The sequence below is a fragment of the Streptomyces sp. NPDC055962 genome (assembly GCF_042270185.1).
Lineage (GTDB): Bacteria > Actinomycetota > Actinomycetes > Streptomycetales > Streptomycetaceae > Streptomyces.
This window is the reverse complement of the sequence record NZ_JBHJYN010000001.1, coordinates 1,132,737-1,154,183: the sequence shown is the minus strand read 5'-3', so window position 1 is coordinate 1,154,183 and position 21,447 is coordinate 1,132,737. Positions and strand designations below refer to the sequence as shown.

General features: G+C 67.1%; 16 protein-coding genes and 1 tRNA gene. 14 read left to right on the top strand and 3 right to left on the bottom strand.

Features of this window, described 5'->3' with window-relative positions:
* Positions 1-163 precede the first annotated feature (163 nt).
* The gene (locus ACFC51_RS05225; protein WP_376374197.1) at positions 164-799 is read right to left on the bottom strand and encodes an NAD(P)-dependent oxidoreductase; all 636 of its coding nucleotides are present in this window, start codon (positions 797-799) and stop codon (positions 164-166) included.
* An 88-nt stretch (positions 800-887) separates the two neighbouring features.
* On the opposite strand from ACFC51_RS05225, the gene ACFC51_RS05220 reads away from it, so the two are divergent.
* Complete coding sequence (locus ACFC51_RS05220) at positions 888-1,469, top strand: TetR/AcrR family transcriptional regulator (RefSeq protein ID WP_376374194.1); 582 nt, start codon at positions 888-890, stop codon at positions 1,467-1,469.
* Here ACFC51_RS05220 and ACFC51_RS05215 read toward each other — a convergent pair.
* Positions 1,462-2,475 (bottom strand): adenosine deaminase, encoded by a 1,014-nt coding sequence (locus tag ACFC51_RS05215; RefSeq protein WP_376374192.1) that lies wholly within the window; start codon positions 2,473-2,475, stop codon positions 1,462-1,464. The genes ACFC51_RS05220 and ACFC51_RS05215 overlap by 8 nt on opposite strands.
* A gap of 120 nt (positions 2,476-2,595) precedes the next feature.
* Positions 2,596-3,822, bottom strand: coding sequence for a pyridoxal phosphate-dependent aminotransferase (locus ACFC51_RS05210; protein ID WP_376527013.1), 1,227 nt, complete (start codon positions 3,820-3,822; stop codon positions 2,596-2,598).
* A 213-nt stretch (positions 3,823-4,035) separates the two neighbouring features.
* Here ACFC51_RS05210 and ACFC51_RS05205 point away from each other — a divergent pair.
* From ACFC51_RS05205 to tuf, 13 genes are all read left to right on the top strand, one after another.
* Positions 4,036-4,108: transfer RNA gene (locus tag ACFC51_RS05205), tRNA-Trp, on the top strand.
* 106 nt (positions 4,109-4,214) lie between these two features.
* Positions 4,215-4,502 (top strand): preprotein translocase subunit SecE, encoded by a 288-nt coding sequence (gene secE / locus ACFC51_RS05200; protein WP_329231815.1) that lies wholly within the window; start codon positions 4,215-4,217, stop codon positions 4,500-4,502.
* Positions 4,503-4,576: 74 nt separating this feature from the next.
* The gene (gene nusG / locus ACFC51_RS05195; RefSeq protein WP_376527011.1) at positions 4,577-5,470 is read left to right on the top strand and encodes a transcription termination/antitermination protein NusG; all 894 of its coding nucleotides are present in this window, start codon (positions 4,577-4,579) and stop codon (positions 5,468-5,470) included.
* A 178-nt stretch (positions 5,471-5,648) separates the two neighbouring features.
* Entirely contained in the window at positions 5,649-6,083 is a 435-nt protein-coding gene (rplK, locus tag ACFC51_RS05190) for a 50S ribosomal protein L11 (protein ID WP_010058817.1), read from the top strand.
* Between the two features lie 82 nt (positions 6,084-6,165).
* Positions 6,166-6,888: a 50S ribosomal protein L1 gene (rplA, locus tag ACFC51_RS05185; protein ID WP_014154604.1), complete on the top strand. Its 723-nt coding sequence runs from the start codon at positions 6,166-6,168 to the stop codon at positions 6,886-6,888.
* Between the two features lie 491 nt (positions 6,889-7,379).
* The gene (rplJ, locus tag ACFC51_RS05180) at positions 7,380-7,943 is read left to right on the top strand and encodes a 50S ribosomal protein L10 (protein WP_376374183.1); all 564 of its coding nucleotides are present in this window, start codon (positions 7,380-7,382) and stop codon (positions 7,941-7,943) included.
* A gap of 86 nt (positions 7,944-8,029) precedes the next feature.
* Positions 8,030-8,416 carry a 50S ribosomal protein L7/L12 gene (rplL, locus tag ACFC51_RS05175; RefSeq protein WP_356737290.1) on the top strand — a complete coding sequence of 129 codons (387 nt, stop codon included), beginning with the start codon at positions 8,030-8,032 and terminating at the stop codon, positions 8,414-8,416.
* A gap of 600 nt (positions 8,417-9,016) precedes the next feature.
* Positions 9,017-12,502 (top strand): DNA-directed RNA polymerase subunit beta, encoded by a 3,486-nt coding sequence (rpoB, locus tag ACFC51_RS05170; protein ID WP_376374181.1) that lies wholly within the window; start codon positions 9,017-9,019, stop codon positions 12,500-12,502.
* Between the two features lie 129 nt (positions 12,503-12,631).
* On the top strand, positions 12,632-16,531 hold the full coding sequence (locus tag ACFC51_RS05165) for a DNA-directed RNA polymerase subunit beta' (RefSeq protein ID WP_376374178.1): 3,900 nt from the start codon (positions 12,632-12,634) through the stop codon (positions 16,529-16,531).
* 500 nt (positions 16,532-17,031) lie between these two features.
* On the top strand, positions 17,032-17,403 hold the full coding sequence (gene rpsL, locus ACFC51_RS05160; protein WP_003948652.1) for a 30S ribosomal protein S12: 372 nt from the start codon (positions 17,032-17,034) through the stop codon (positions 17,401-17,403).
* Positions 17,404-17,405: 2 nt separating this feature from the next.
* Positions 17,406-17,876 carry a 30S ribosomal protein S7 gene (gene rpsG / locus ACFC51_RS05155; protein WP_018101248.1) on the top strand — a complete coding sequence of 157 codons (471 nt, stop codon included), beginning with the start codon at positions 17,406-17,408 and terminating at the stop codon, positions 17,874-17,876.
* A 38-nt stretch (positions 17,877-17,914) separates the two neighbouring features.
* Positions 17,915-20,044: an elongation factor G gene (fusA, locus tag ACFC51_RS05150; protein ID WP_376374175.1), complete on the top strand. Its 2,130-nt coding sequence runs from the start codon at positions 17,915-17,917 to the stop codon at positions 20,042-20,044.
* 158 nt (positions 20,045-20,202) lie between these two features.
* Positions 20,203-21,396: an elongation factor Tu gene (gene tuf / locus ACFC51_RS05145; protein ID WP_329231830.1), complete on the top strand. Its 1,194-nt coding sequence runs from the start codon at positions 20,203-20,205 to the stop codon at positions 21,394-21,396.
* The last annotated feature ends 51 nt before the right edge of the window (positions 21,397-21,447 follow it).

Here is a 21,447-nt window from a genome sequence, read left to right as displayed (position 1 = left end):
AGGGGCCCGGGCGCGTTCGGTGGGCGACTCCGCGGGCAGAAGGCGACCCCGGGGCCAGAAGGCGACCCGGGGCCAGGAGACAGCCCACGGTCAGAACGACCCCAGGTCCAGGAGGCGCCCCGCAGCCAGCAGCCGACCCCGCAGTCGGTCGCCGGGCCCGCGGTCAGTAGGCCACGCCCACGCCCTGCTTCACGGCGCCCGGTTCGTCGATCAGCGCCAGCATGGCGTGGGCCACGTCGGCCCGCGCGATGGACCGCCCGCTGCGCGGGGTGCCACCCACGACCGTCCGGTACACCCCCGTCAGCGGGCCGTTGGTGAGCTTCGGCGGCCGCACCGACGTCCAGTCCGTCGCTCCGGCGGCCAACACGGCCTCCATGCGCGTCAGATCCGCGTACACCTCCCTGAGGACCGCGCCGATCACCCGGCGGACCATCCGGTCGGGCAGGGGGTCGTCCGCGGGCTCCGGACCGACCGGTGCCGCGCTCACGACCAGCAGCCGGCGCACCCCCTCCGCCTCCATCGCGGCGACCACCTGCCGGGTCAGCCGCTCCGCCACGTCGCCGGCCTTCCGGCCCCGGGCCCCGAGTCCGGAGAGCACCGCGTCCCGCCCCGCGACCGCCGCGCGCACGGCGGCCGCGTCACCCAGCGGCACGACCGCGTGCAGATCCGCGCCCCGCAGTCCCTCGGGCAGCCGTGAAGGGTCCCGGACCACGGCCGTCACCTGGTGCCCAGCCGTGAGCGCCTGCCGCACGATCTCCTGGCCGACGGCCCCCGTCGCTCCGAACACTGTGAGCCTCATGGCACACGCCTCCTCAGGTGGGTGAGTGTTCACTCACCTTTAGAGTGAGTGGGCGCTCACCTCTTCGTCAAGCCGTTCGGGAGTACTCATGGAGCAGAAGCCGGCCCGCATCCGGATCCTCGACGCGGCTCATGAGCTCATGCTCGGCATCGGCCTCGCGCGGACCACGACCAAGGAGATCGCCAAGGCCGCCGACTGCTCCGAGGCGGCGCTGTACAAGTACTTCGGGAGCAAGGAGGAGCTCTTCGTGACCGTCCTCGGCGAACGCATGCCGAGGCTGGGCCCCCTCCTTGGCGACCTGGAGGCGGGCCGCGGGGACCTGGAGCAGAACCTCACCGACGTCGCCCGACAGGCGGCGCTCTTCTACGAGCAGACGTTCCCGGTGCTCGCCTCGCTCTACGCCGAGCCCCGGCTCAAGCAGCGCCACGAAGCGGCCATGCGGGAGATGGGCACCGGACCCCACAAGCCGATCCAGTGGCTCGACGCCTATCTCCGCGCCGAGCAGCAGGCGGGCCGCGTCGCCCCGGGCGCGGACACGTACGCCGCGGCCTCACTGCTGCTGGGCGCCTGTGCCCAGCGTGCCTTCGCCTACGAGATGGGCGGCGCCCCGCAGGCGCTGGACGACTTCGCCGTGTCCCTCGCGCGCACCCTGCTGGGCGGCATCAGCTAGCGAGCCACGCGTCGATCCCGCCCAGCAGCTTCTCCCGCACCTCGACGGGCGCCACCGACCCCCGCACGGACTGCCGCGCCAGCTCGGCCAGTTCCTCGTCGGTGAAGGCGTGATGGCGGCGTACGAGGTCGTACTGCGCCGCCAGCCGGGAACCGAAGAGCAGCGGGTCGTCCGCACCGAGCGCCATCGGCACCCCGGCGTCGAACAGGGTGCGCAGGGGTACGTCCGCGGGCTTCTCGTAGACGCCGAGCGCCACGTTGGACGCCGGGCAGACCTCGCAGGTCACTCCCCGCTCCGCGAGCTTCCGCAGCAGCCTCGGGTCCTCGGCCGCCCGGACACCGTGCCCGATCCGGGCCGCTTCGAGGTCGTCCAGGCAGTCCCGGACACTTGAGGGGCCCGAGAGCTCGCCACCGTGCGGCGCCGCGATCAGGCCGCCCTCGCGGGCGATGGCGAAGGCGCGGTCGAAGTCGCGGGCCATGCCGCGCCGTTCGTCGTTGGAGAGCCCGAAGCCGATGACCCCCCGGTCCGCGTAGCGCACGGCCAGCCGGGCCAGTGTGCGGGCGTCCAGCGGATGCTTCATCCGGTTCGCGGCGATCACCACCCGGATCCCGAGCCCGGTCTCCCGCGACGCGCTGTCCACGGCGTCCAGGATGATCTCGATGGCCGGGATGAGCCCGCCGAGCAGTGGGGCGTACGAGGTGGGGTCGACCTGGATCTCCAGCCACCCGGAACCGTCGGCGACGTCCTCCATGGCGGTCTCGCGCACCAGCCGCTGGATGTCCTCCGGGGCGCGGAGGCAGGACCGGGCGATGTCGTAGAGGCGCTGGAAGCGGAACCAGCCGCGCTCGTCGGTCGCCCGCAGCTGAGGGGGCTCACCGCCGGTCAGCGCCTCGGGCAGCCGGACGCCGTACTTGTCCGCCAGCTCGAGCAGGGTCGTCGGCCGCATCGACCCGGTGAAGTGCAGGTGCAGGTGGGCCTTGGGCAACAGCCGTACGTCACGCTCCATTGAAGGATCTTGCCGCACACCAGGGGCGCGGCGATACCCGGATTCCCTTCTGAGTTACCCATCGAACAGAAAAGTGGCCCCCGGCCGGAGCCGGGGGCCACTTCTGGATCCGGTACGCGATCAGTCGCGCGCCTCGCCCAGCAGCTTCTGGAGCCGCGAGACGCCCTCGACGAGGTCGTCGTCGCCCAGTGCGTAGGACAGCCGCAGGTAACCCGGCGTGCCGAAGGCCTCGCCCGGCACCACCGCGACCTCGGCCTCGTCCAGGATGAGGGCGGCGAGCTCGACGGAGTCGGCCGGGCGCCTGCCGCGGATCTCCTTGCCGAGCAGCCCCTTCACCGACGGGTACGCGTAGAACGCGCCCTCGGGCTCGGGGCAGAACACGCCCTCGATCTCGTTGAGCATGCGCACGATCGTCTTCCGGCGCCTGTCGAAGGCGGTCCGCATCTCGGCGACGGCGTTCAGCGAGCCCGACACCGCGGCCAGCGCGGCGACCTGCGCGACGTTGCTGACGTTGGACGTGGCGTGCGACTGCAGGTTGGTCGCGGCCTTCACGATGTCCTTGGGGCCGATGATCCAGCCGACCCGCCAGCCGGTCATGGCATAGGTCTTGGCGACGCCGTTGACCACGATGCACTTGTCGCGCAGCTCGGGCACGACGGCGGGGAGGGAGGCGGCCGCCGCGCCCCCGTAGACCAGGTGCTCGTAGATCTCGTCGGTCATGACCCACAGGCCGTGCTCGACGGCCCAGCGGCCGATCGCCTCGGTGTCGGCCTCGCTGTAGACGGCGCCCGTCGGGTTCGACGGCGACACGAACAGGACGACCTTCGTGCGCTCGGTGCGCGCCGCCTCGAGCTGCTCGACCGAGACGCGGTAGCCGGTGGTCTCGTCGGCCACGACCTCGACCGGGACACCGCCGGCGAGGCGGATCGACTCGGGGTAGGTCGTCCAGTACGGGGCGGGGACGATGACCTCGTCGCCCGGGTCGAGGACCGCTGCGAAGGCCTCGTAGATGGCCTGCTTGCCGCCGTTGGTCACCAGGACCTGGGAGGGGTCGATCTCGTAGCCGGAGTCGCGCAGCGTCTTCGCCACGATGGCGGCCTTGAGCTCGGGGAGCCCGCCCGCAGGGGTGTAGCGGTGGTACTTCGGGTTGCGGCACGCCTCGATCGCGGCGTCCACGATGTAACCGGGTGTCGGGAAGTCGGGCTCGCCGGCGCCGAAGCCGATCACCGGACGCCCGGCGGCCTTCAGGGCCTTGGCCTTGGCGTCGACGGCGAGGGTGGCGGACTCGGAGATCGCACCGACGCGGGCCGAAACCCGGCGCTCGGTCGGAGAAGTTGCAGCGCTCATGCCCCCATGCTCCCAGACCGGAAATGCCCGCGGCACAGGGGTTTCAGGGACCGGACAGGAGTCGGACAGCATCCGGACAGGACCGGTCGGTAGTTGTCTGTTCGACGCGGCGCCCCGGAACACGTACACTCACCTGTCGTTGGCCTTCATCAGCCGCACCGTTTTCCCCACCGGTCCACCGGTGAAGATGCGGTAGGTTGGTGGACACCACAAAGGGTCGTAGCTCAATTGGTAGAGCACTGGTCTCCAAAACCAGCGGTTGGGGGTTCAAGTCCCTCCGGCCCTGCTACACACTCCTTCGCCAGGATGTGTGCGCATGTACGTACTTCAATGCACCGCCGTGCGGCTCCACCGGGCGCGGCACGGCCACGACCCGGAATCAGGTGAGTAGCGTGACGGACGCCGTGGGCTCCATCGACATGCCTGATGCCGAGGACGAAGCCCCCGAGTCGAAGAAGAAGACCCGGAAGGGCGGAAAGCGCGGAAAGAAGGGCCCTCTGGGCCGTCTCGCGCTGTTCTACCGCCAGATCGTCGCCGAGCTCCGCAAGGTCGTATGGCCGACGCGCAGCCAGCTGTCCACGTACACGGCCGTAGTGATCGCGTTCGTGGTCGTCATGATCGGTCTCGTCACCGTGATTGACTTCGGTTTTGCGCGGGTCATCAAGTACGTCTTCGGCTGATCCCCGCGGAGGGCGCCTCATCGGCGCCCCTTTCGCATGTTCCACCCATTTGTATCCAGGAAGAAGCAGCCATCGTGTCTGACCCGAACCTGAACGACGACGCCGAGCCCACGGCGAGCGCCGTCGAGTCCGCCGAGGACGAGCTCGACATCGTCGAGGCGGCGGATGCCGTGGCCCCGGACCAGGTCGAAGCTGCTGACGCCGCCGCGGGCGAGCCCGCCGAGCAGGACGCCGTACACGCCGAGTCCGACGAGGACGAGGACGAGGACGAAGAGGCGGCCGAGGACGACGCCGCGGACGCGTCCGACACGGACGACGAGCCCGCTGAGGAGGCCGAGGAGGCCGCCCCCGTCGACGCCGTCACCGCGCTCCGCGAGGAGCTGCGCGGGCTTCCCGGCGAGTGGTACGTCATCCACACGTACGCCGGCTACGAGAAGCGCGTGAAGGCCAACCTGGAGCAGCGCGCCGTCTCGCTCAACGTCGAGGACTTCATCTACCAGGCCGAGGTGCCCGAGGAAGAGATCGTCCAGATCAAGAACGGTGAGCGGAAGAACGTCCGTCAGAACAAGCTTCCGGGATACGTCCTGGTGCGCATGGACCTGACGAACGAGTCCTGGGGTGTTGTCCGCAACACGCCCGGCGTCACCGGCTTCGTGGGCAACGCCTACGACCCGTACCCGCTGACCCTGGACGAGATCGTCAAGATGCTCGCCCCTGAGGCCGAGGAGAAGGCGGCCCGCGAGGCGGCCGAGGCCGAGGGCAAGCCGGCTCCCGCTCGCAAGGTCGAGGTCCAGGTCCTGGACTTCGAGGTGGGCGACTCGGTCACCGTCACCGACGGCCCGTTCGCGACCCTGCAGGCGACGATCAACGAGATCAACGCCGACTCGAAGAAGGTCAAGGGCCTCGTCGAGATCTTCGGTCGCGAGACCCCGGTCGAGCTCAGCTTCGATCAGATCCAGAAGAACTGACGGTCTTTCCGCCGACTTCCGGACCCATGCCTACCGAGCAGGTCAGACAGGCTTCGCAGCCGGTCTGACCTGCTCGGTTTTTGGTCGCGCAGCTATACCCGTTATCGTTGTGCGGTATGCCTCCATCCGGATGACCGGAATGGCGGCGAAACACTCTCACTAGGACCCGGAGAGAGCAATGCCTCCCAAGAAGAAGAAGGTCACGGGGCTTATCAAGCTCCAGATCAACGCCGGTGCGGCCAACCCGGCGCCGCCGGTCGGTCCCGCACTGGGCCAGCACGGCGTCAACATCATGGAGTTCTGCAAGGCCTACAACGCCGCGACCGAGTCGCAGCGTGGCATGGTCGTGCCGGTGGAGATCACGGTCTACGAGGACCGCTCCTTCACCTTCATCACCAAGACTCCGCCGGCCGCCAAGCTGATCCTCAAGGCCGCGGGTGTGGACAAGGGCTCCGGCGAGCCGCACAAGACCAAGGTCGCCAAGCTCACGGCCGCCCAGGTCCGCGAGATCGCCACGACCAAGCTCCCCGACCTGAACGCCAACGACCTCGACGCCGCGTCGAAGATCATCGCTGGCACCGCCCGTTCCATGGGCATCACGGTCGAAGGCTGAGTCAGCCCCGTAGCCCCACAGTGGTAGGACCAAGCGCTGGTCCGCACCACGACTCCACACTCTGAAAACATCAGGAGTAGATGTGAAGCGCAGCAAGAACCTCCGCGCTGCGGACGCGAAGATCGACCGGGAGCGTACCTACGCCCCGCTCGAGGCCGTCCGTCTCGCCAAGGACACCGCCGCCACCAAGTTCGACGGCACCGTCGAGGTCGCGTTCTGCCTGGGTGTCGACCCGCGCAAGGCCGACCAGATGGTCCGTGGCACCGTGAACCTCCCGCACGGCACCGGCAAGACCGCCCGGGTCCTGGTCTTCGCGACCGGTGACCGTGCTGCGGCCGCGGAAGCCGCGGGCGCCGACATCGTCGGCGCCGACGAGCTCATCGACGAGGTGGCGAAGGGCCGTCTGGACTTCGACGCCGTCGTCGCCACGCCGGACCTCATGGGCAAGGTCGGCCGCCTCGGCCGCGTGCTCGGTCCGCGTGGTCTGATGCCGAACCCGAAGACCGGCACCGTCACCCCCGATGTCGTGAAGGCTGTCAACGACATCAAGGGCGGAAAGATCGAGTTCCGCGTCGACAAGCACTCGAACCTGCACTTCATCATCGGAAAGACCTCTTTCGATGACACGAAGCTGGTCGAGAACTACGGCGCGGCCCTGGAGGAGATCCTCCGTCTGAAGCCGTCCGCCGCGAAGGGTCGCTTCATCAAGAAGGCGACCATGAGCACGACGATGGGTCCCGGCATCCCGCTGGACGCCAACCGCGTGCGCAACCTCCTCGTCGAGGAGGACCCGGCCGCCGTCTGAGCCCCCGCGCTCACCCGGTAGCCGCGTCAACGGCACGGTACGGGCCCCGCAAGCCTCCTGGAGGCTTGCGGGGCCCGTCCTCGTACGCGGGGCCGCCCGAGTGCGGGGCCCGTCCTCGTACGCGGGGCCGCCCGAGTGCGGGGCCCGTCCTCGTACGCGGGGCCGCCCGAGTGCGGGGCCCGTCCTCGTGCGCGGGGCCGCCCGAGAGGCGTTCAAACCTCTCCCACCGGTCGAACCGGGACGGATTTGCTCCGAACGGCCCCGGTCGCGTACGCTCACGAAGAAGCCAAAGACCGCTGGTCGTTGCCGCGTCCTCCTCGGAGGGAACGGTGACCGAAGGATCCGTCAAGAACGGGCGACCTGCGCAGGTGACTGTGGAAAGCTCCCGGATTTCATTCGGTCGAGCTACGCCCTGGCGCTTGCGCCGGGGCGTTTCGTCTTTTCCGGCCCCTTCTGAGCGGTCCTCATCACCCGGAAGGAGGCCGACGCTCATGGCAAGGCCCGACAAGGCTGCCGCGGTAGCCGAGCTGACGGACCAGTTCCGCAGCTCGAACGCCGCCGTGCTGACCGAGTACCGGGGTCTCACCGTGGCGCAGCTCAAGACGCTGCGTCGTTCGCTCGGTGAGAACGCCCAGTACGCCGTGGTGAAGAACACGCTGACCAAGATTGCGGCCAACGAGGCCGGGATCGACACGCTGGACGACCTGTTCGCAGGTCCGACGGCGGTTGCCTTCATCACCGGTGACCCGGTGGAGTCGGCGAAGGGTCTTCGTGACTTCGCCAAGGACAACCCGAACCTCATCATCAAGGGCGGTGTCCTTGACGGTAAGGCGCTGTCCGCCGATGAGATCAAGAAGCTCGCGGACCTCGAGTCCCGCGAGGTTCTGCTCGCCAAGCTGGCCGGCGCCATGAAGGGCAAGCAGACTCAGGCTGCGCAGCTCTTCCAGGCTCTGCCGTCGAAGTTCGTCCGCACCGCGGAAGCGCTTCGTGCCAAGAGGGCCGAGCAGGGCGGTGCCGGTACGCCGGCTCCCGCCGACGCCGAGGTGGCGGAGTAACACTCCGCTCCACCGGCTCGCAGCGGGCCCGTACGCCCGCCTACATATACATCCGGCACCTGCCGAATTAGTGGAAGGACGCCATCATGGCGAAGCTCAGCCAGGAAGACCTGCTCGCCCAGTTCGAGGAGCTCACCCTCATCGAGCTCTCCGAGTTCGTGAAGGCCTTCGAGGAGAAGTTCGACGTCACCGCCGCCGCGGCCGTCGCCGTTGCCGGTCCCGCCCAGGGTGGCGGCGACGCCGGTGCCCAGGCCGAGGAGCAGGACGAGTTCGACGTCATCCTCACCGCCGCCGGTGACAAGAAGATCCAGGTCATCAAGGTCGTGCGTGAGCTGACCTCGCTGGGTCTCAAGGAGGCCAAGGACCTCGTGGACGGCGCCCCGAAGCCCGTCCTCGAGAAGGTCGCCAAGGAGGCCGCCGAGAAGGCTGCCGAGTCCCTCAAGGGCGCCGGCGCCTCCGTCGAGGTCAAGTGACCCTGCGAGTCGTCTGACTCCTCAGGACCGTCCCTGCCGCGAGGCGGGGATGTCACATCGCAAAGGGCGATCACCCATCCGGGTGGTCGCCCTTTGGCGTGCTCAGGGAGGCTGCCTTGATCTTCCGGCGGTGACGAGTAGGGTGATCTTCGCCGTGCGTCTCCCAGGGGGCGTCAACGGGCGTCCTGGGGGCCCAGGTGAAGATCGCCGGGGATCGGTCCCGGACTCGGGGCCTTGACGAACCGCACGCGGCGCGCAATTCTCAGGACGCGTCGTCATCTCGATCCGCATCCGAGGCATGGATCGAGAGCGAAGAGGGCAGTAAAGAAGAGCGCACACCGCGCGAGGGCTATTCATAGGTGTTGAGAACAGCTGTTGAGAGCAACGTGGGTCTCTGAGAACCCCGACTGGACATCAGTGTGCCGCTTGGCTACACTGACCCTTTGCGCTGCCTGTTAGCTGCCTCCTGCCCGTCACCAGGGGCATGCCCACGCCTAGCACCGATGGCCGGACCTTCCCTGACCTTGGGATTTCTGTCTCTGTGTGCGGCTTGGGGCCGGTACGCGCGTAGTGAGTCCGAGCCCTCGGAAGGACCCCCTCTTGGCCGCCTCGCGCAACGCCTCGACCTCGAATACGAACAACGGTGCCAGCACCGCCCCGCTGCGCATCTCTTTTGCAAAGATCAAGGAGCCCCTCGAGGTTCCGAACCTCCTCGCGTTGCAGACCGAGAGCTTTGACTGGCTCCTCGGCAATGCCGCCTGGAAGGCTCGCGTCGAGGCTGCTCTGGACAGCGGACAAGACGTCCCCACCAAGTCCGGCCTGGAGGAGATCTTCGAGGAGATCTCGCCGATCGAGGACTTCTCCGGGTCGATGTCGCTCACGTTCCGCGACCACCGCTTCGAGCCCCCGAAGAACTCGATCGACGAGTGCAAGGAGCGCGACTTCACGTTCGCCGCGCCGCTCTTCGTCACGGCCGAGTTCACCAACAACGAGACCGGCGAGATCAAGTCCCAGACGGTCTTCATGGGCGACTTCCCGCTCATGACCAACAAGGGCACCTTCGTCATCAACGGCACCGAGCGTGTCGTCGTGTCGCAGCTCGTGCGTTCGCCGGGTGTCTACTTCGACTCCTCCATCGACAAGACGTCCGACAAGGACATCTTCTCGGCCAAGATCATCCCGTCCCGGGGTGCCTGGCTGGAGATGGAGATCGACAAGCGCGACATGGTCGGTGTCCGTATCGACCGCAAGCGCAAGCAGTCCGTCACCGTCCTCCTGAAGGCTCTCGGCTGGACCACCGAGCAGATCCTCGAGGAGTTCGGCGAGTACGAGTCGATGCGCGCCACCCTGGAGAAGGACCACACCCAGGGCCAGGACGACGCGCTGCTCGACATCTACCGCAAGCTGCGTCCGGGCGAGCCGCCGACGCGCGAGGCCGCTCAGACGCTGCTCGAGAACCTCTACTTCAACCCGAAGCGCTACGACCTCGCGAAGGTCGGCCGCTACAAGGTGAACAAGAAGCTCGGCGCCGACGAGCCGCTCGACGCCGGTGTCCTCACCAGCGACGACATCATCGCCACCATCAAGTACCTGGTGAAGCTGCACGCCGGCGAGACCGAGACGGTCGGCGAGTCCGGCCGCTCGATCATGGTCGAGACCGACGACATCGACCACTTCGGCAACCGCCGTATCCGTAACGTCGGTGAGCTGATCCAGAACCAGGTCCGTACGGGTCTCGCCCGTATGGAGCGTGTCGTGCGCGAGCGCATGACCACCCAGGACGTCGAGGCGATCACGCCGCAGACCCTGATCAACATCCGGCCGGTCGTCGCCTCCATCAAGGAGTTCTTCGGCACCAGCCAGCTGTCGCAGTTCATGGACCAGAACAACCCGCTGTCGGGCCTGACGCACAAGCGTCGTCTCAACGCCCTCGGCCCGGGTGGTCTCTCCCGTGAGCGCGCCGGCTTCGAGGTCCGTGACGTCCACCCGTCGCACTACGGCCGCATGTGCCCCATCGAGACGCCCGAAGGCCCGAACATCGGTCTGATCGGCTCGCTGGCCTCCTACGGGCGCATCAACCCGTTCGGCTTCATCGAGACGCCGTACCGCAAGGTCGTCGAGGGCGTCGTCACCGACGACGTCGACTACCTCACGGCCGACGAAGAGGACCGCTTCGTGATCGCCCAGGCGAACGCGACGCTCTCCGAGGACATGCGCTTCACCGAGGCCCGCGTCCTGGTCCGCCGTCGTGGCGGGGAGATCGACTACATCCCCGGTGACGACGTCGACTACATGGACGTCTCGCCGCGCCAGATGGTGTCGGTCGCGACCGCGATGATCCCGTTCCTCGAGCACGACGACGCCAACCGTGCCCTCATGGGCGCGAACATGATGCGTCAGGCCGTCCCGCTCATCAAGAGCGAGGCGCCGCTGGTCGGCACCGGCATGGAGTACCGCTGTGCCACCGACGCCGGTGACGTGCTCAAGGCGGAGAAGGCGGGTGTGGTCCAGGAGGTCTCCGCGGACTACATCACCGTGACGAACGACGACGGCACGTACACCACGTACCGCATCGCCAAGTTCTCGCGCTCCAACCAGGGCACCTCGGTCAACCAGAAGGTCGTCGTCTCCGAGGGCGACCGCGTGATCGAGAGCCAGGTCCTCGCCGACGGGCCCGCCACCGAGAACGGTGAGATGGCGCTCGGCAAGAACCTGCTCGTGGCGTTCATGCCGTGGGAAGGCCACAACTACGAGGACGCGATCATCCTGTCGCAGCGCCTCGTGCAGGACGACGTCCTCTCCTCGATCCACATCGAGGAGCACGAGGTCGACGCCCGTGACACCAAGCTCGGCCCGGAGGAGATCACCCGGGACATCCCGAACGTCTCCGAGGAGGTCCTCGCCGACCTCGACGAGCGCGGCATCATCCGTATCGGTGCCGAGGTCGTCGCCGGCGACATCCTCGTCGGCAAGGTCACGCCCAAGGGTGAGACCGAGCTGACCCCGGAGGAGCGCCTGCTCCGCGCGATCTTCGGTGAGAAGGCGCGCGAGGTGCGCGACACCTCGCTGAAGGTCCCGCACGGCGAGATCGGCAAGGTCATCGGCGTCCGCGTCTTCGACCGCGAAGAGGGCGACGAGCTGCCGCCGGGCGTGAACCAGCTGGTCCGCGTCTACGTCGCGCAGAAGCGCAAGATCACCGATGGTGACAAGCTCGCCGGCCGTCACGGCAACAAGGGCGTCATCTCCAAGATCCTCCCGATCGAGGACATGCCGTTCCTGGAGGACGGCACCCCGGTCGACATCATCCTCAACCCGCTGGGTGTCCCGTCCCGAATGAACCCGGGACAGGTCCTGGAGATCCACCTCGGCTGGCTCGCCAGCCGCGGCTGGGACGTCTCCGGCCTCGGTGACGAGTGGGCCCAGCGCCTGCAGGCCATCGGCGCCGACCAGGTCGCCCCCGGCACCAACGTCGCCACCCCCGTCTTCGACGGTGCGCGCGAGGACGAGATCACCGGCCTCTTCCAGGCCACGATCCCGAACCGCGACGGCGACCGGCTGGTCCTGCCCTCGGGCAAGGCCAACCTGTTCGACGGCCGCTCCGGCGAGCCGTTCCCGGACCCGGTCTCGATCGGGTACATGTACATCCTCAAGCTGCACCACCTGGTCGACGACAAGCTCCACGCCCGTTCGACCGGCCCGTACTCCATGATCACGCAGCAGCCGCTGGGTGGTAAGGCGCAGTTCGGTGGTCAGCGATTCGGTGAGATGGAGGTGTGGGCCCTTGAGGCTTACGGCGCCGCATACGCCCTCCAGGAGCTCCTGACGATCAAGTCCGACGACGTCACCGGCCGCGTGAAGGTCTACGAGGCCATCGTCAAGGGCGAGAACATCCCCGAGCCGGGCATTCCCGAGTCCTTCAAGGTGCTCATCAAGGAAATGCAGTCGCTCTGCCTCAACGTGGAGGTGCTGTCCTCGGACGGCATGTCCATCGAGATGCGCGACACGGACGAGGACGTCTTCCGCGCGGCGGAGGAGCTCGGTATCGACCTGTCCCGGCGCGAGCCGAGCAGCGTCGAAGAGGTCTGACGGGTTGCCCGGCCGGATCCACGTGATCCGGCCGGCCCTCCCCGGACCCGTTCAGACCATTGCTGAAGTGCCCCGATTTCTCGCGTGAAGCGAGGGGGCTCGAACCCCCGAAAGAGGGATTGACGACAAGTGCTCGACGTCAACTTCTTCGACGAGCTGCGGATCGGCCTTGCCACCGCGGACGACATCCGGACCTGGTCCCACGGCGAAGTGAAGAAGCCGGAGACCATCAACTACCGCACGCTCAAGCCCGAAAAGGACGGACTCTTCTGCGAGAAGATCTTCGGTCCGACCCGGGACTGGGAGTGCTACTGCGGCAAGTACAAGCGTGTCCGCTTCAAGGGCATCATCTGTGAGCGTTGTGGCGTCGAGGTCACGCGCGCCAAGGTGCGCCGTGAGCGCATGGGCCACATCGAGCTTGCCGCTCCCGTCACCCACATCTGGTACTTCAAGGGCGTCCCGTCGCGCCTCGGCTACCTGCTGGACCTCGCGCCGAAGGACCTCGAGAAGGTCATCTACTTCGCCGCGTACATGATCACGTTCGTCGACGAGGAGCGCCGCACGCGTGACCTCCCGTCGCTGGAGGCGCACGTCTCCGTCGAGCGTCAGCAGGTCGAGAACCGCCGCGACTCGGACCTCGAGAACCGCGCCAAGAAGCTCGAGACCGACCTGGCCGAGCTCGAGGCCGAGGGTGCCAAGGCCGACGTGCGCCGCAAGGTGCGCGAAGGTGCCGAGCGTGAGATGAAGCAGCTGCGCGACCGTGCGCAGCGCGAGATCGACCGTCTCGACGAGGTGTGGAGCCGCTTCAAGAACCTCAAGGTCCAGGACCTCGAGGGCGACGAGCTGCTCTACCGCGAGCTGCGTGACCGCTTCGGCACGTACTTCGACGGCTGCATGGGCGCCGCCGCGCTGCAGAAGCGCCTGGAGTCCTTCGACCTCGACGAGGAGGCCGAGCGCCTCCGCGAGATCATCCGCACCGGCAAGGGCCAGAAGAAGACCCGTGCGCTCAAGCGCCTCAAGGTCGTCTCCGCGTTCCTGCAGACCAGCAACAAGCCCAAGGGCATGGTGCTCGACTGCGTGCCGGTCATCCCGCCGGACCTGCGTCCGATGGTGCAGCTGGACGGTGGCCGCTTCGCGACCTCCGACCTCAACGACCTGTACCGCCGTGTGATCAACCGCAACAACCGCCTGAAGCGGCTTCTCGACCTCGGCGCGCCCGAGATCATCGTGAACAACGAGAAGCGCATGCTCCAGGAGGCCGTGGACGCCCTCTTCGACAACGGTCGTCGTGGTCGCCCGGTCACCGGTCCCGGCAACCGCCCCCTGAAGTCCCTCAGCGACATGCTGAAGGGCAAGCAGGGCCGTTTCCGTCAGAACCTCCTCGGCAAGCGCGTGGACTACTCGGCGCGTTCCGTGATCGTCGTCGGTCCGCAGCTCAAGCTGCACCAGTGCGGTCTGCCGAAGGCGATGGCGCTGGAGCTCTTCAAGCCGTTCGTGATGAAGCGCCTGGTGGACCTGAACCACGCGCAGAACATCAAGTCGGCCAAGCGCATGGTCGAGCGTGGCCGCACCGTCGTGTACGACGTCCTCGAAGAGGTCATCGCCGAGCACCCGGTGCTGCTGAACCGTGCGCCCACCCTGCACCGCCTCGGCATCCAGGCCTTCGAGCCGCAGCTGGTCGAGGGCAAGGCCATCCAGATCCACCCGCTCGTCTGCACCGCGTTCAACGCGGACTTCGACGGTGACCAGATGGCCGTGCACCTGCCGCTCTCCGCGGAGGCGCAGGCCGAGGCCCGCATCCTGATGCTGTCCTCGAACAACATCCTGAAGCCGGCCGACGGCCGCCCCGTCACCATGCCGACCCAGGACATGGTGCTGGGCCTCTTCTTCCTCACCACGGACGAAGAGGGCCGCAACGTCAAGGGCACGGACCGCTCCTTCGGCTCCACGGCCGAGGCGACCATGGCCTTCGACGCCCGCGAGCTCTCGCTCCAGGCGAAGGTCGACATCCGCTTCCCGGTGGGCACCATCCCGCCGCGTGGCTGGGTGCCGCCGGTCGCCGAGGAGGGCGAGCCCGAGTACCAGCCGGGTGACACCTTCCGCCTGCGTACGAGCCTGGGCCGCGCGCTCTTCAACGAGCTGCTGCCCGAGGACTACCCGTTCGTCGACTACTCGGTGGGCAAGAAGCAGCTCTCCGAGATCGTCAACGACCTGGCCGAGCGCTACCCCAAGGTCATCGTGGCGGCGACGCTCGACAACCTGAAGGCGGCCGGTTTCCACTGGGCGACCCGCTCCGGTGTGACCGTGGCCATCTCCGACGTCGTCGTGCCCGAGGCCAAGAAGGCCATCGTCAAGGGCTACGAGGAGCAGGACGAGAAGGTCCAGAAGCAGTACGAGCGCGGTCTGATCACCAAGGACGAGCGCACGCAGGAGCTCATCGCGATCTGGACCAAGGCGACCAACGAGGTCGCCGAGGCGATGAACGCGAACTTCCCGAAGACGAACCCCATCTTCATGATGGTCGACTCGGGTGCCCGAGGAAACATGATGCAGATGCGTCAGATCGCGGGTATGCGTGGTCTGGTGTCGAACGCCAAGAACGAGACGATTCCCCGTCCCATCAAGGCGTCCTTCCGTGAGGGCCTCACCGTTCTGGAGTACTTCATCTCCACGCACGGTGCCCGTAAGGGTCTGGCGGACACCGCCCTGCGTACCGCCGACTCGGGTTACCTGACCCGTCGTCTGGTGGACGTCTCGCAGGACGTCATCATCCGCGAGGAGGACTGCGGCACCGACCGCGGCCTCAAGCTGAAGATCGCCGTCAAGGGCGCCGACGGTGTCCTGCGCAAGACGGACGACGTCGAGACCTCGGTCTACGCCCGCATGCTCGCCGAGGACGTCGTCGTCGACGGCAAGGTCATCGCGCCTGCCAACGTCGACCTCGGTGACGTCCTGATCGACGCCCTCGTGGGCGCCGGCGTCGAGGAGGTCAAGACCCGCTCGGTCCTGACCTGTGAGTCCGCGGTCGGCACCTGTGCCTTCTGCTACGGACGCTCGCTCGCCACCGGCAAGCTGGTCGACATCGGTGAGGCGGTCGGCATCATCGCCGCCCAGTCCATCGGTGAGCCCGGTACCCAGCTGACGATGCGTACCTTCCACACCGGTGGTGTGGCCGGTGACGACATCACGCAGGGTCTGCCCCGTGTCGTCGAGCTCTTCGAGGCGCGTACCCCCAAGGGTGTCGCCCCGATCTCGGAGGCCAAGGGCCGGGTCCGCATCGAGGAGACCGAGAAGACCAAGAAGCTCGTCGTCACCCCGGACGACGGCAGCGAGGAGACGGCGTTCCCGATCTCCAAGCGTGCCCGTCTCCTGGTCGGCGAGGGCGACGCGGTCGAGGTGGGCCAGAAGCTCACCGTCGGTGCCACCAACCCGCACGACGTGCTGCGGATCCTCGGTCAGCGCGCGGTCCAGGTCCACCTGGTCGGCGAGGTCCAGAAGGTCTACAACTCGCAGGGTGTGTCGATCCACGACAAGCACATCGAGATCATCATCCGGCAGATGCTGCGCCGTGTGACGATCATCGAGTCCGGCGACGCGGAGCTGCTGCCGGGCGAGCTCGTCGAGCGGTCGAAGTTCGAGACCGAGAACCGTCGTGTGGTCACCGAGGGCGGTCACCCCGCCTCCGGCCGTCCGCAGCTGATGGGTATCACCAAGGCCTCGCTCGCCACCGAGTCGTGGCTGTCGGCGGCGTCCTTCCAGGAGACGACCAGGGTCCTGACCGACGCGGCGATCAACGCCAAGTCGGACTCCCTGATCGGCCTCAAGGAGAACGTCATCATCGGTAAGCTCATCCCGGCCGGTACGGGTCTGTCCCGCTACCGCAACATCCGGGTCGAGCCGACCGAGGAGGCCAAGGCCGCGATGTACTCGGCCGTCGGCTACGACGACATCGACTACTCGCCGTTCGGCACGGGCTCCGGCCAGGCCGTTCCGCTGGAGGACTACGACTACGGTCCGTACAACCAGTAGGCGAGCCGCTTGATACGACCGCAGGGCGGTCATCCCGTGACACACGGGGTGGCCGCCCTGCGGCGTTGCCGTCCGGGGCCCCGTGAGGTCGGTCACCCCGGGTGACCGGCGTCCGGCGGGCACTGGCCGGGCTGCGGGACGCTCCGCGGGCTCCTGGGGGGTCGTTTATGCTGGTCGGAGGCGCTGTGCCGGCCGTGCGGACGTCCCAGGGGCATGCCGGGGTGTCCGGCCGTGGCAGATGCCGGGCCGCGGAGGCCCGGGGTGGACGGCATTTGTTTTGACCCAGCTCCGTGAGGTAGGTACGCTCAAGCCTTGTGCCTGGGGTGTGCCTGGGCTCGGGTGCGTGTCCTCAACCGCACGGCGAGTCCGTAAGTGGCCACCGCAATCTGTGTTCCGTCTGCCTCATCGCAGCGGCGCGCAGTGTTCGACACACCCGACCGCGTGGGTCGGTGAGTGTTCCAGGTTAGTTTCACGAACGGCACACAGAAACCGGAGAAGTAGTGCCTACGATCCAGCAGCTGGTCCGGAAGGGCCGGCAGGACAAGGTCGAGAAGAACAAGACGCCCGCGCTCGAGGGTTCGCCCCAGCGTCGTGGTGTCTGCACGCGTGTGTTCACGACCACCCCGAAGAAGCCGAACTCGGCGCTCCGTAAGGTCGCGCGTGTGCGTCTGACCTCCGGCATCGAGGTCACGGCCTACATCCCGGGTGAGGGGCACAACCTGCAGGAGCACTCCATCGTGCTCGTGCGTGGTGGCCGTGTGAAGGACCTGCCGGGTGTTCGTTACAAGATCATCCGCGGTTCGCTCGACACCCAGGGTGTCAAGAACCGCAAGCAGGCCCGCAGCCGCTACGGCGCCAAGAAGGAGAAGTAAGAATGCCTCGTAAGGGCCCCGCCCCGAAGCGCCCGGTCATCATCGACCCGGTCTACAGCTCTCCTCTTGTCACCTCGCTGATCAACAAGATCCTGCTGGACGGCAAGCGTTCCACCGCCGAGCGGATCGTGTACGGCGCCATGGAAGGTCTTCGCGAGAAGACCGGTGCCGACCCGGTCATCACGCTGAAGCGCGCGCTTGAGAACGTCAAGCCCTCGCTCGAGGTCAAGTCCCGCCGTGTCGGTGGCGCCACCTACCAGGTGCCGATCGAGGTCAAGCCCGGTCGCGCCGCCACCCTCGCGCTCCGCTGGGTCGTCGGTTACTCCCGCGCCCGTCGCGAGAAGACCATGACCGAGCGCCTCATGAACGAGCTGCTCGACGCCTCCAACGGTCTTGGCGCTGCCGTCAAGAAGCGCGAGGACACCCACAAGATGGCCGAGTCCAACAAGGCCTTCGCGCACTACCGCTGGTAGTCGCTCACCCCATCGAGACCGAGAGAAGATTGAGCCTTATGGCCACCACTTCGCTTGACCTGGCCAAGGTCCGCAACATCGGGATCATGGCCCACATCGACGCGGGCAAGACGACCACCACTGAGCGGATCCTCTTCTACACCGGCGTTTCGTACAAGATCGGTGAAGTCCACGACGGCGCAGCCACGATGGACTGGATGGAGCAGGAGCAGGAGCGCGGCATCACGATCACGTCCGCCGCGACGACCTGTCACTGGCCGCTCAATGATGTTGACCACACCATCAACATCATCGACACCCCGGGTCACGTCGACTTCACCGTCGAGGTGGAGCGTTCGCTCCGCGTCCTCGACGGTGCCGTCACCGTGTTCGACGGTGTGGCCGGCGTCGAGCCGCAGTCCGAGACCGTCTGGCGTCAGGCGGACCGCTACGGCGTGCCGCGTATCTGCTTCGTCAACAAGCTCGACCGCACCGGCGCCGAGTTCCACCGCTGCGTCGACATGATCGTCGACCGCCTCGGTGCGGTTCCGCTGGTCATGCAGCTCCCCATCGGTGCCGAAGCCGACTTCAAGGGCGTCGTCGACCTCGTGTCGATGAAGGCCTTCGTGTGGTCGGACGAGGCCGCCAAGGGCGAGATGTACGACACCGTCGAGATCCCCGACACGCACAAGGAGGCCGCCGAGGAATGGCGCGGCAAGCTCCTTGAGGCCGTCGCGGAGAACGACGACGCGATGATGGAGCTGTACCTCGAGGGCAACGAGCCCACCGAGGAGCAGCTGCACGAGGCGATCCGCCGGATCACCCTCGCGTCGAAGGGTTCGGCCGACTCCGTCACCGTGACCCCGGTGTTCTGTGGCACCGCGTTCAAGAACAAGGGCGTCCAGCCCCTGCTCGACGCGGTCGTCCGCTACCTGCCTTCCCCCCTGGACGTCGAGGCCATCGAGGGCCACGACGTCAAGGACCCGGAGCTGGTCGTCAAGCGCAAGCCTTCGGACGACGAGCCGTTCTCCGGCCTCGCGTTCAAGATTGCGAGCGACCCGCACCTCGGCAAGCTCACCTTCGTCCGGATCTACTCCGGTCGCCTCGAGGCCGGCACCGCGGTGCTGAACTCGGTCAAGGGCAAGAAGGAGCGCATCGGCAAGATCTACCGCATGCACGCGAACAAGCGTGAGGAGATCGCGTCGGTGGGCGCCGGTGACATCGTCGCCGTCATGGGCCTGAAGCAGACCACCACCGGTGAGACGCTGTCCGACGACAAGAACCCGGTCATCCTGGAGTCCATGGACTTCCCGGCGCCGGTCATTCAGGTCGCCATCGAGCCCAAGTCCAAGGGTGACCAGGAGAAGCTGGGTGTCGCCATCCAGCGTCTCTCGGAGGAGGACCCCTCCTTCCAGGTGCACTCCGACGAGGAGACCGGCCAGACCATCATCGGTGGTATGGGCGAGCTTCACCTCGAGGTGCTCGTCGACCGCATGAAGCGCGAGTTCCGCGTCGAGGCGAACGTCGGCAAGCCCCAGGTCGCGTACCGCGAGACGATCCGCAAGACCGTCGAGCGCATCGACTACACGCACAAGAAGCAGACTGGTGGTACCGGCCAGTTCGCGAAGGTGCAGATCGCCCTCGAGCCCATCGAGGGTGGCGACGCCTCCTACGAGTTCGTCAACAAGGTCACCGGTGGCCGCATCCCCCGTGAGTACATTCCCTCGGTGGACGCGGGTGCCCAGGAAGCCATGCAGTTCGGCATCCTGGCCGGTTACGAGATGGTCGGCGTCCGCGTCACCCTTCTCGACGGTGGTTACCACGAGGTCGACTCCTCGGAGCTCGCCTTCAAGATCGCCGGTTCGCAGGCGTTCAAGGAGGGTGCCCGCAAGGCGTCCCCCGTGCTCCTCGAGCCGATGATGGCCGTCGAGGTCACCACGCCCGAGGACTACATGGGCGATGTCATCGGCGACCTCAACTCCCGCCGTGGCCAGATCCAGGCCATGGAGGAGCGCAGCGGCGCTCGCGTCGTGAAGGGCCTCGTGCCCCTCTCGGAGATGTTCGGCTACGTCGGAGACCTCCGCAGCAAGACCTCGGGTCGCGCAAGCTACTCGATGCAGTTCGACTCCTACGCCGAGGTTCCGCGGAACGTCGCCGAGGAGATCATCGCGAAGGCCAAGGGCGAGTAACTCTTCCGAGCTCACGCTTTAGGCTTGTCACCGGAGCCCGGTCGGGCATTCGTCGCAGCGCGCGAGCAACGCGGCGAATGCCCCCGGCACCGGCATTCCAGCAAAGATCACCTGGCGCCGATGAAGCAAGGCGTACAGAACCACTCAGGAGGACCCCAGTGGCGAAGGCAAAGTTCGAGCGGACTAAGCCGCACGTCAACATCGGCACCATCGGTCACATCGACCACGGTAAGACGACCCTCACGGCCGCCATTACCAAGGTGCTGCACGACGCGTACCCGGACCTGAACGAGGCCTCGGCCTTCGACCAGATCGACAAGGCTCCTGAGGAGCGCCAGCGCGGTATCACGATCTCGATCGCGCACGTCGAGTACCAGACGGAGTCGCGTCACTACGCGCACGTCGACTGCCCGGGTCACGCGGACTACATCAAGAACATGATCACGGGTGCGGCGCAGATGGACGGCGCCATCCTCGTGGTCGCGGCCACCGACGGCCCGATGCCGCAGACCAAGGAGCACGTGCTCCTGGCCCGCCAGGTCGGCGTTCCGTACATCGTCGTCGCCCTGAACAAGGCCGACATGGTGGACGACGAGGAGATCCTGGAGCTCGTCGAGCTCGAGGTCCGTGAGCTCCTCTCCGAGTACGAGTTCCCGGGCGACGACCTTCCGGTCGTCAAGGTCTCGGCGCTCAAGGCCCTCGAGGGCGACGCCGAGTGGGGCAAGACCGTTCTCGACCTGATGAAGGCCGTCGACGAGTCCATCCCGCAGCCCGAGCGTGACGTCGAGAAGCCGTTCCTCATGCCGATCGAGGACGTCTTCACGATCACCGGTCGCGGTACGGTCGTCACCGGCCGTATCGAGCGTGGTGTCCTCAAGGTCAACGAGACCGTTGACATCGTGGGCATCAAGCAGGAGAAGACCACCACCACGGTCACCGGCATCGAGATGTTCCGGAAGCTCCTCGACGAGGGCCAGGCCGGTGAGAACGTCGGTCTGCTGCTTCGTGGCATCAAGCGCGAGGACGTCGAGCGCGGCCAGGTCATCATCAAGCCGGGTTCGGTCACGCCGCACACCGAGTTCCAGGCCCAGGCCTACATCCTGTCGAAGGACGAGGGTGGCCGTCACACCCCCTTCTTCAACAACTACCGCCCGCAGTTCTACTTCCGTACCACGGACGTGACGGGCGTTGTGACCCTTCCCGAGGGCACCGAGATGGTCATGCCGGGTGACAACACCCTCATGGACGTCGCGCTGATCCAGCCGGTCGCCATGGAAGAGGGCCTGAAGTTCGCCATCCGTGAGGGTGGCCGGACCGTGGGCGCCGGCCAGGTCACCAAGATCGTCAAGTAATCACTTGACCGTCTGACCTGGTTGCTCCGCACAGAGCACCAGAAGGGCCCC

Excerpts from the sequence above, each read along its gene's own strand:
- rplK (WP_010058817.1), top strand. The coding sequence starts at position 5,649 with ATGCCTCCCAAGAAGAAGAAGGTCACGGGGCTTATCAAGCTCCAGATC.
- ACFC51_RS05220 (WP_376374194.1), top strand. The coding sequence starts at position 888 with ATGGAGCAGAAGCCGGCCCGCATCCGGATCCTCGACGCGGCTCATGAG.
- rplL (WP_356737290.1), top strand. The coding sequence starts at position 8,030 with ATGGCGAAGCTCAGCCAGGAAGACCTGCTCGCCCAGTTCGAGGAGCTC.
- ACFC51_RS05215 (WP_376374192.1), bottom strand. The coding sequence starts at position 2,475 with ATGGAGCGTGACGTACGGCTGTTGCCCAAGGCCCACCTGCACCTGCAC.
- rplJ (WP_376374183.1), top strand. The coding sequence starts at position 7,380 with ATGGCAAGGCCCGACAAGGCTGCCGCGGTAGCCGAGCTGACGGACCAG.
- fusA (WP_376374175.1), top strand. The coding sequence starts at position 17,915 with ATGGCCACCACTTCGCTTGACCTGGCCAAGGTCCGCAACATCGGGATC.
- ACFC51_RS05210 (WP_376527013.1), bottom strand. The coding sequence starts at position 3,822 with ATGAGCGCTGCAACTTCTCCGACCGAGCGCCGGGTTTCGGCCCGCGTC.
- rpsG (WP_018101248.1), top strand. The coding sequence starts at position 17,406 with ATGCCTCGTAAGGGCCCCGCCCCGAAGCGCCCGGTCATCATCGACCCG.
- ACFC51_RS05225 (WP_376374197.1), bottom strand. The coding sequence starts at position 799 with ATGAGGCTCACAGTGTTCGGAGCGACGGGGGCCGTCGGCCAGGAGATC.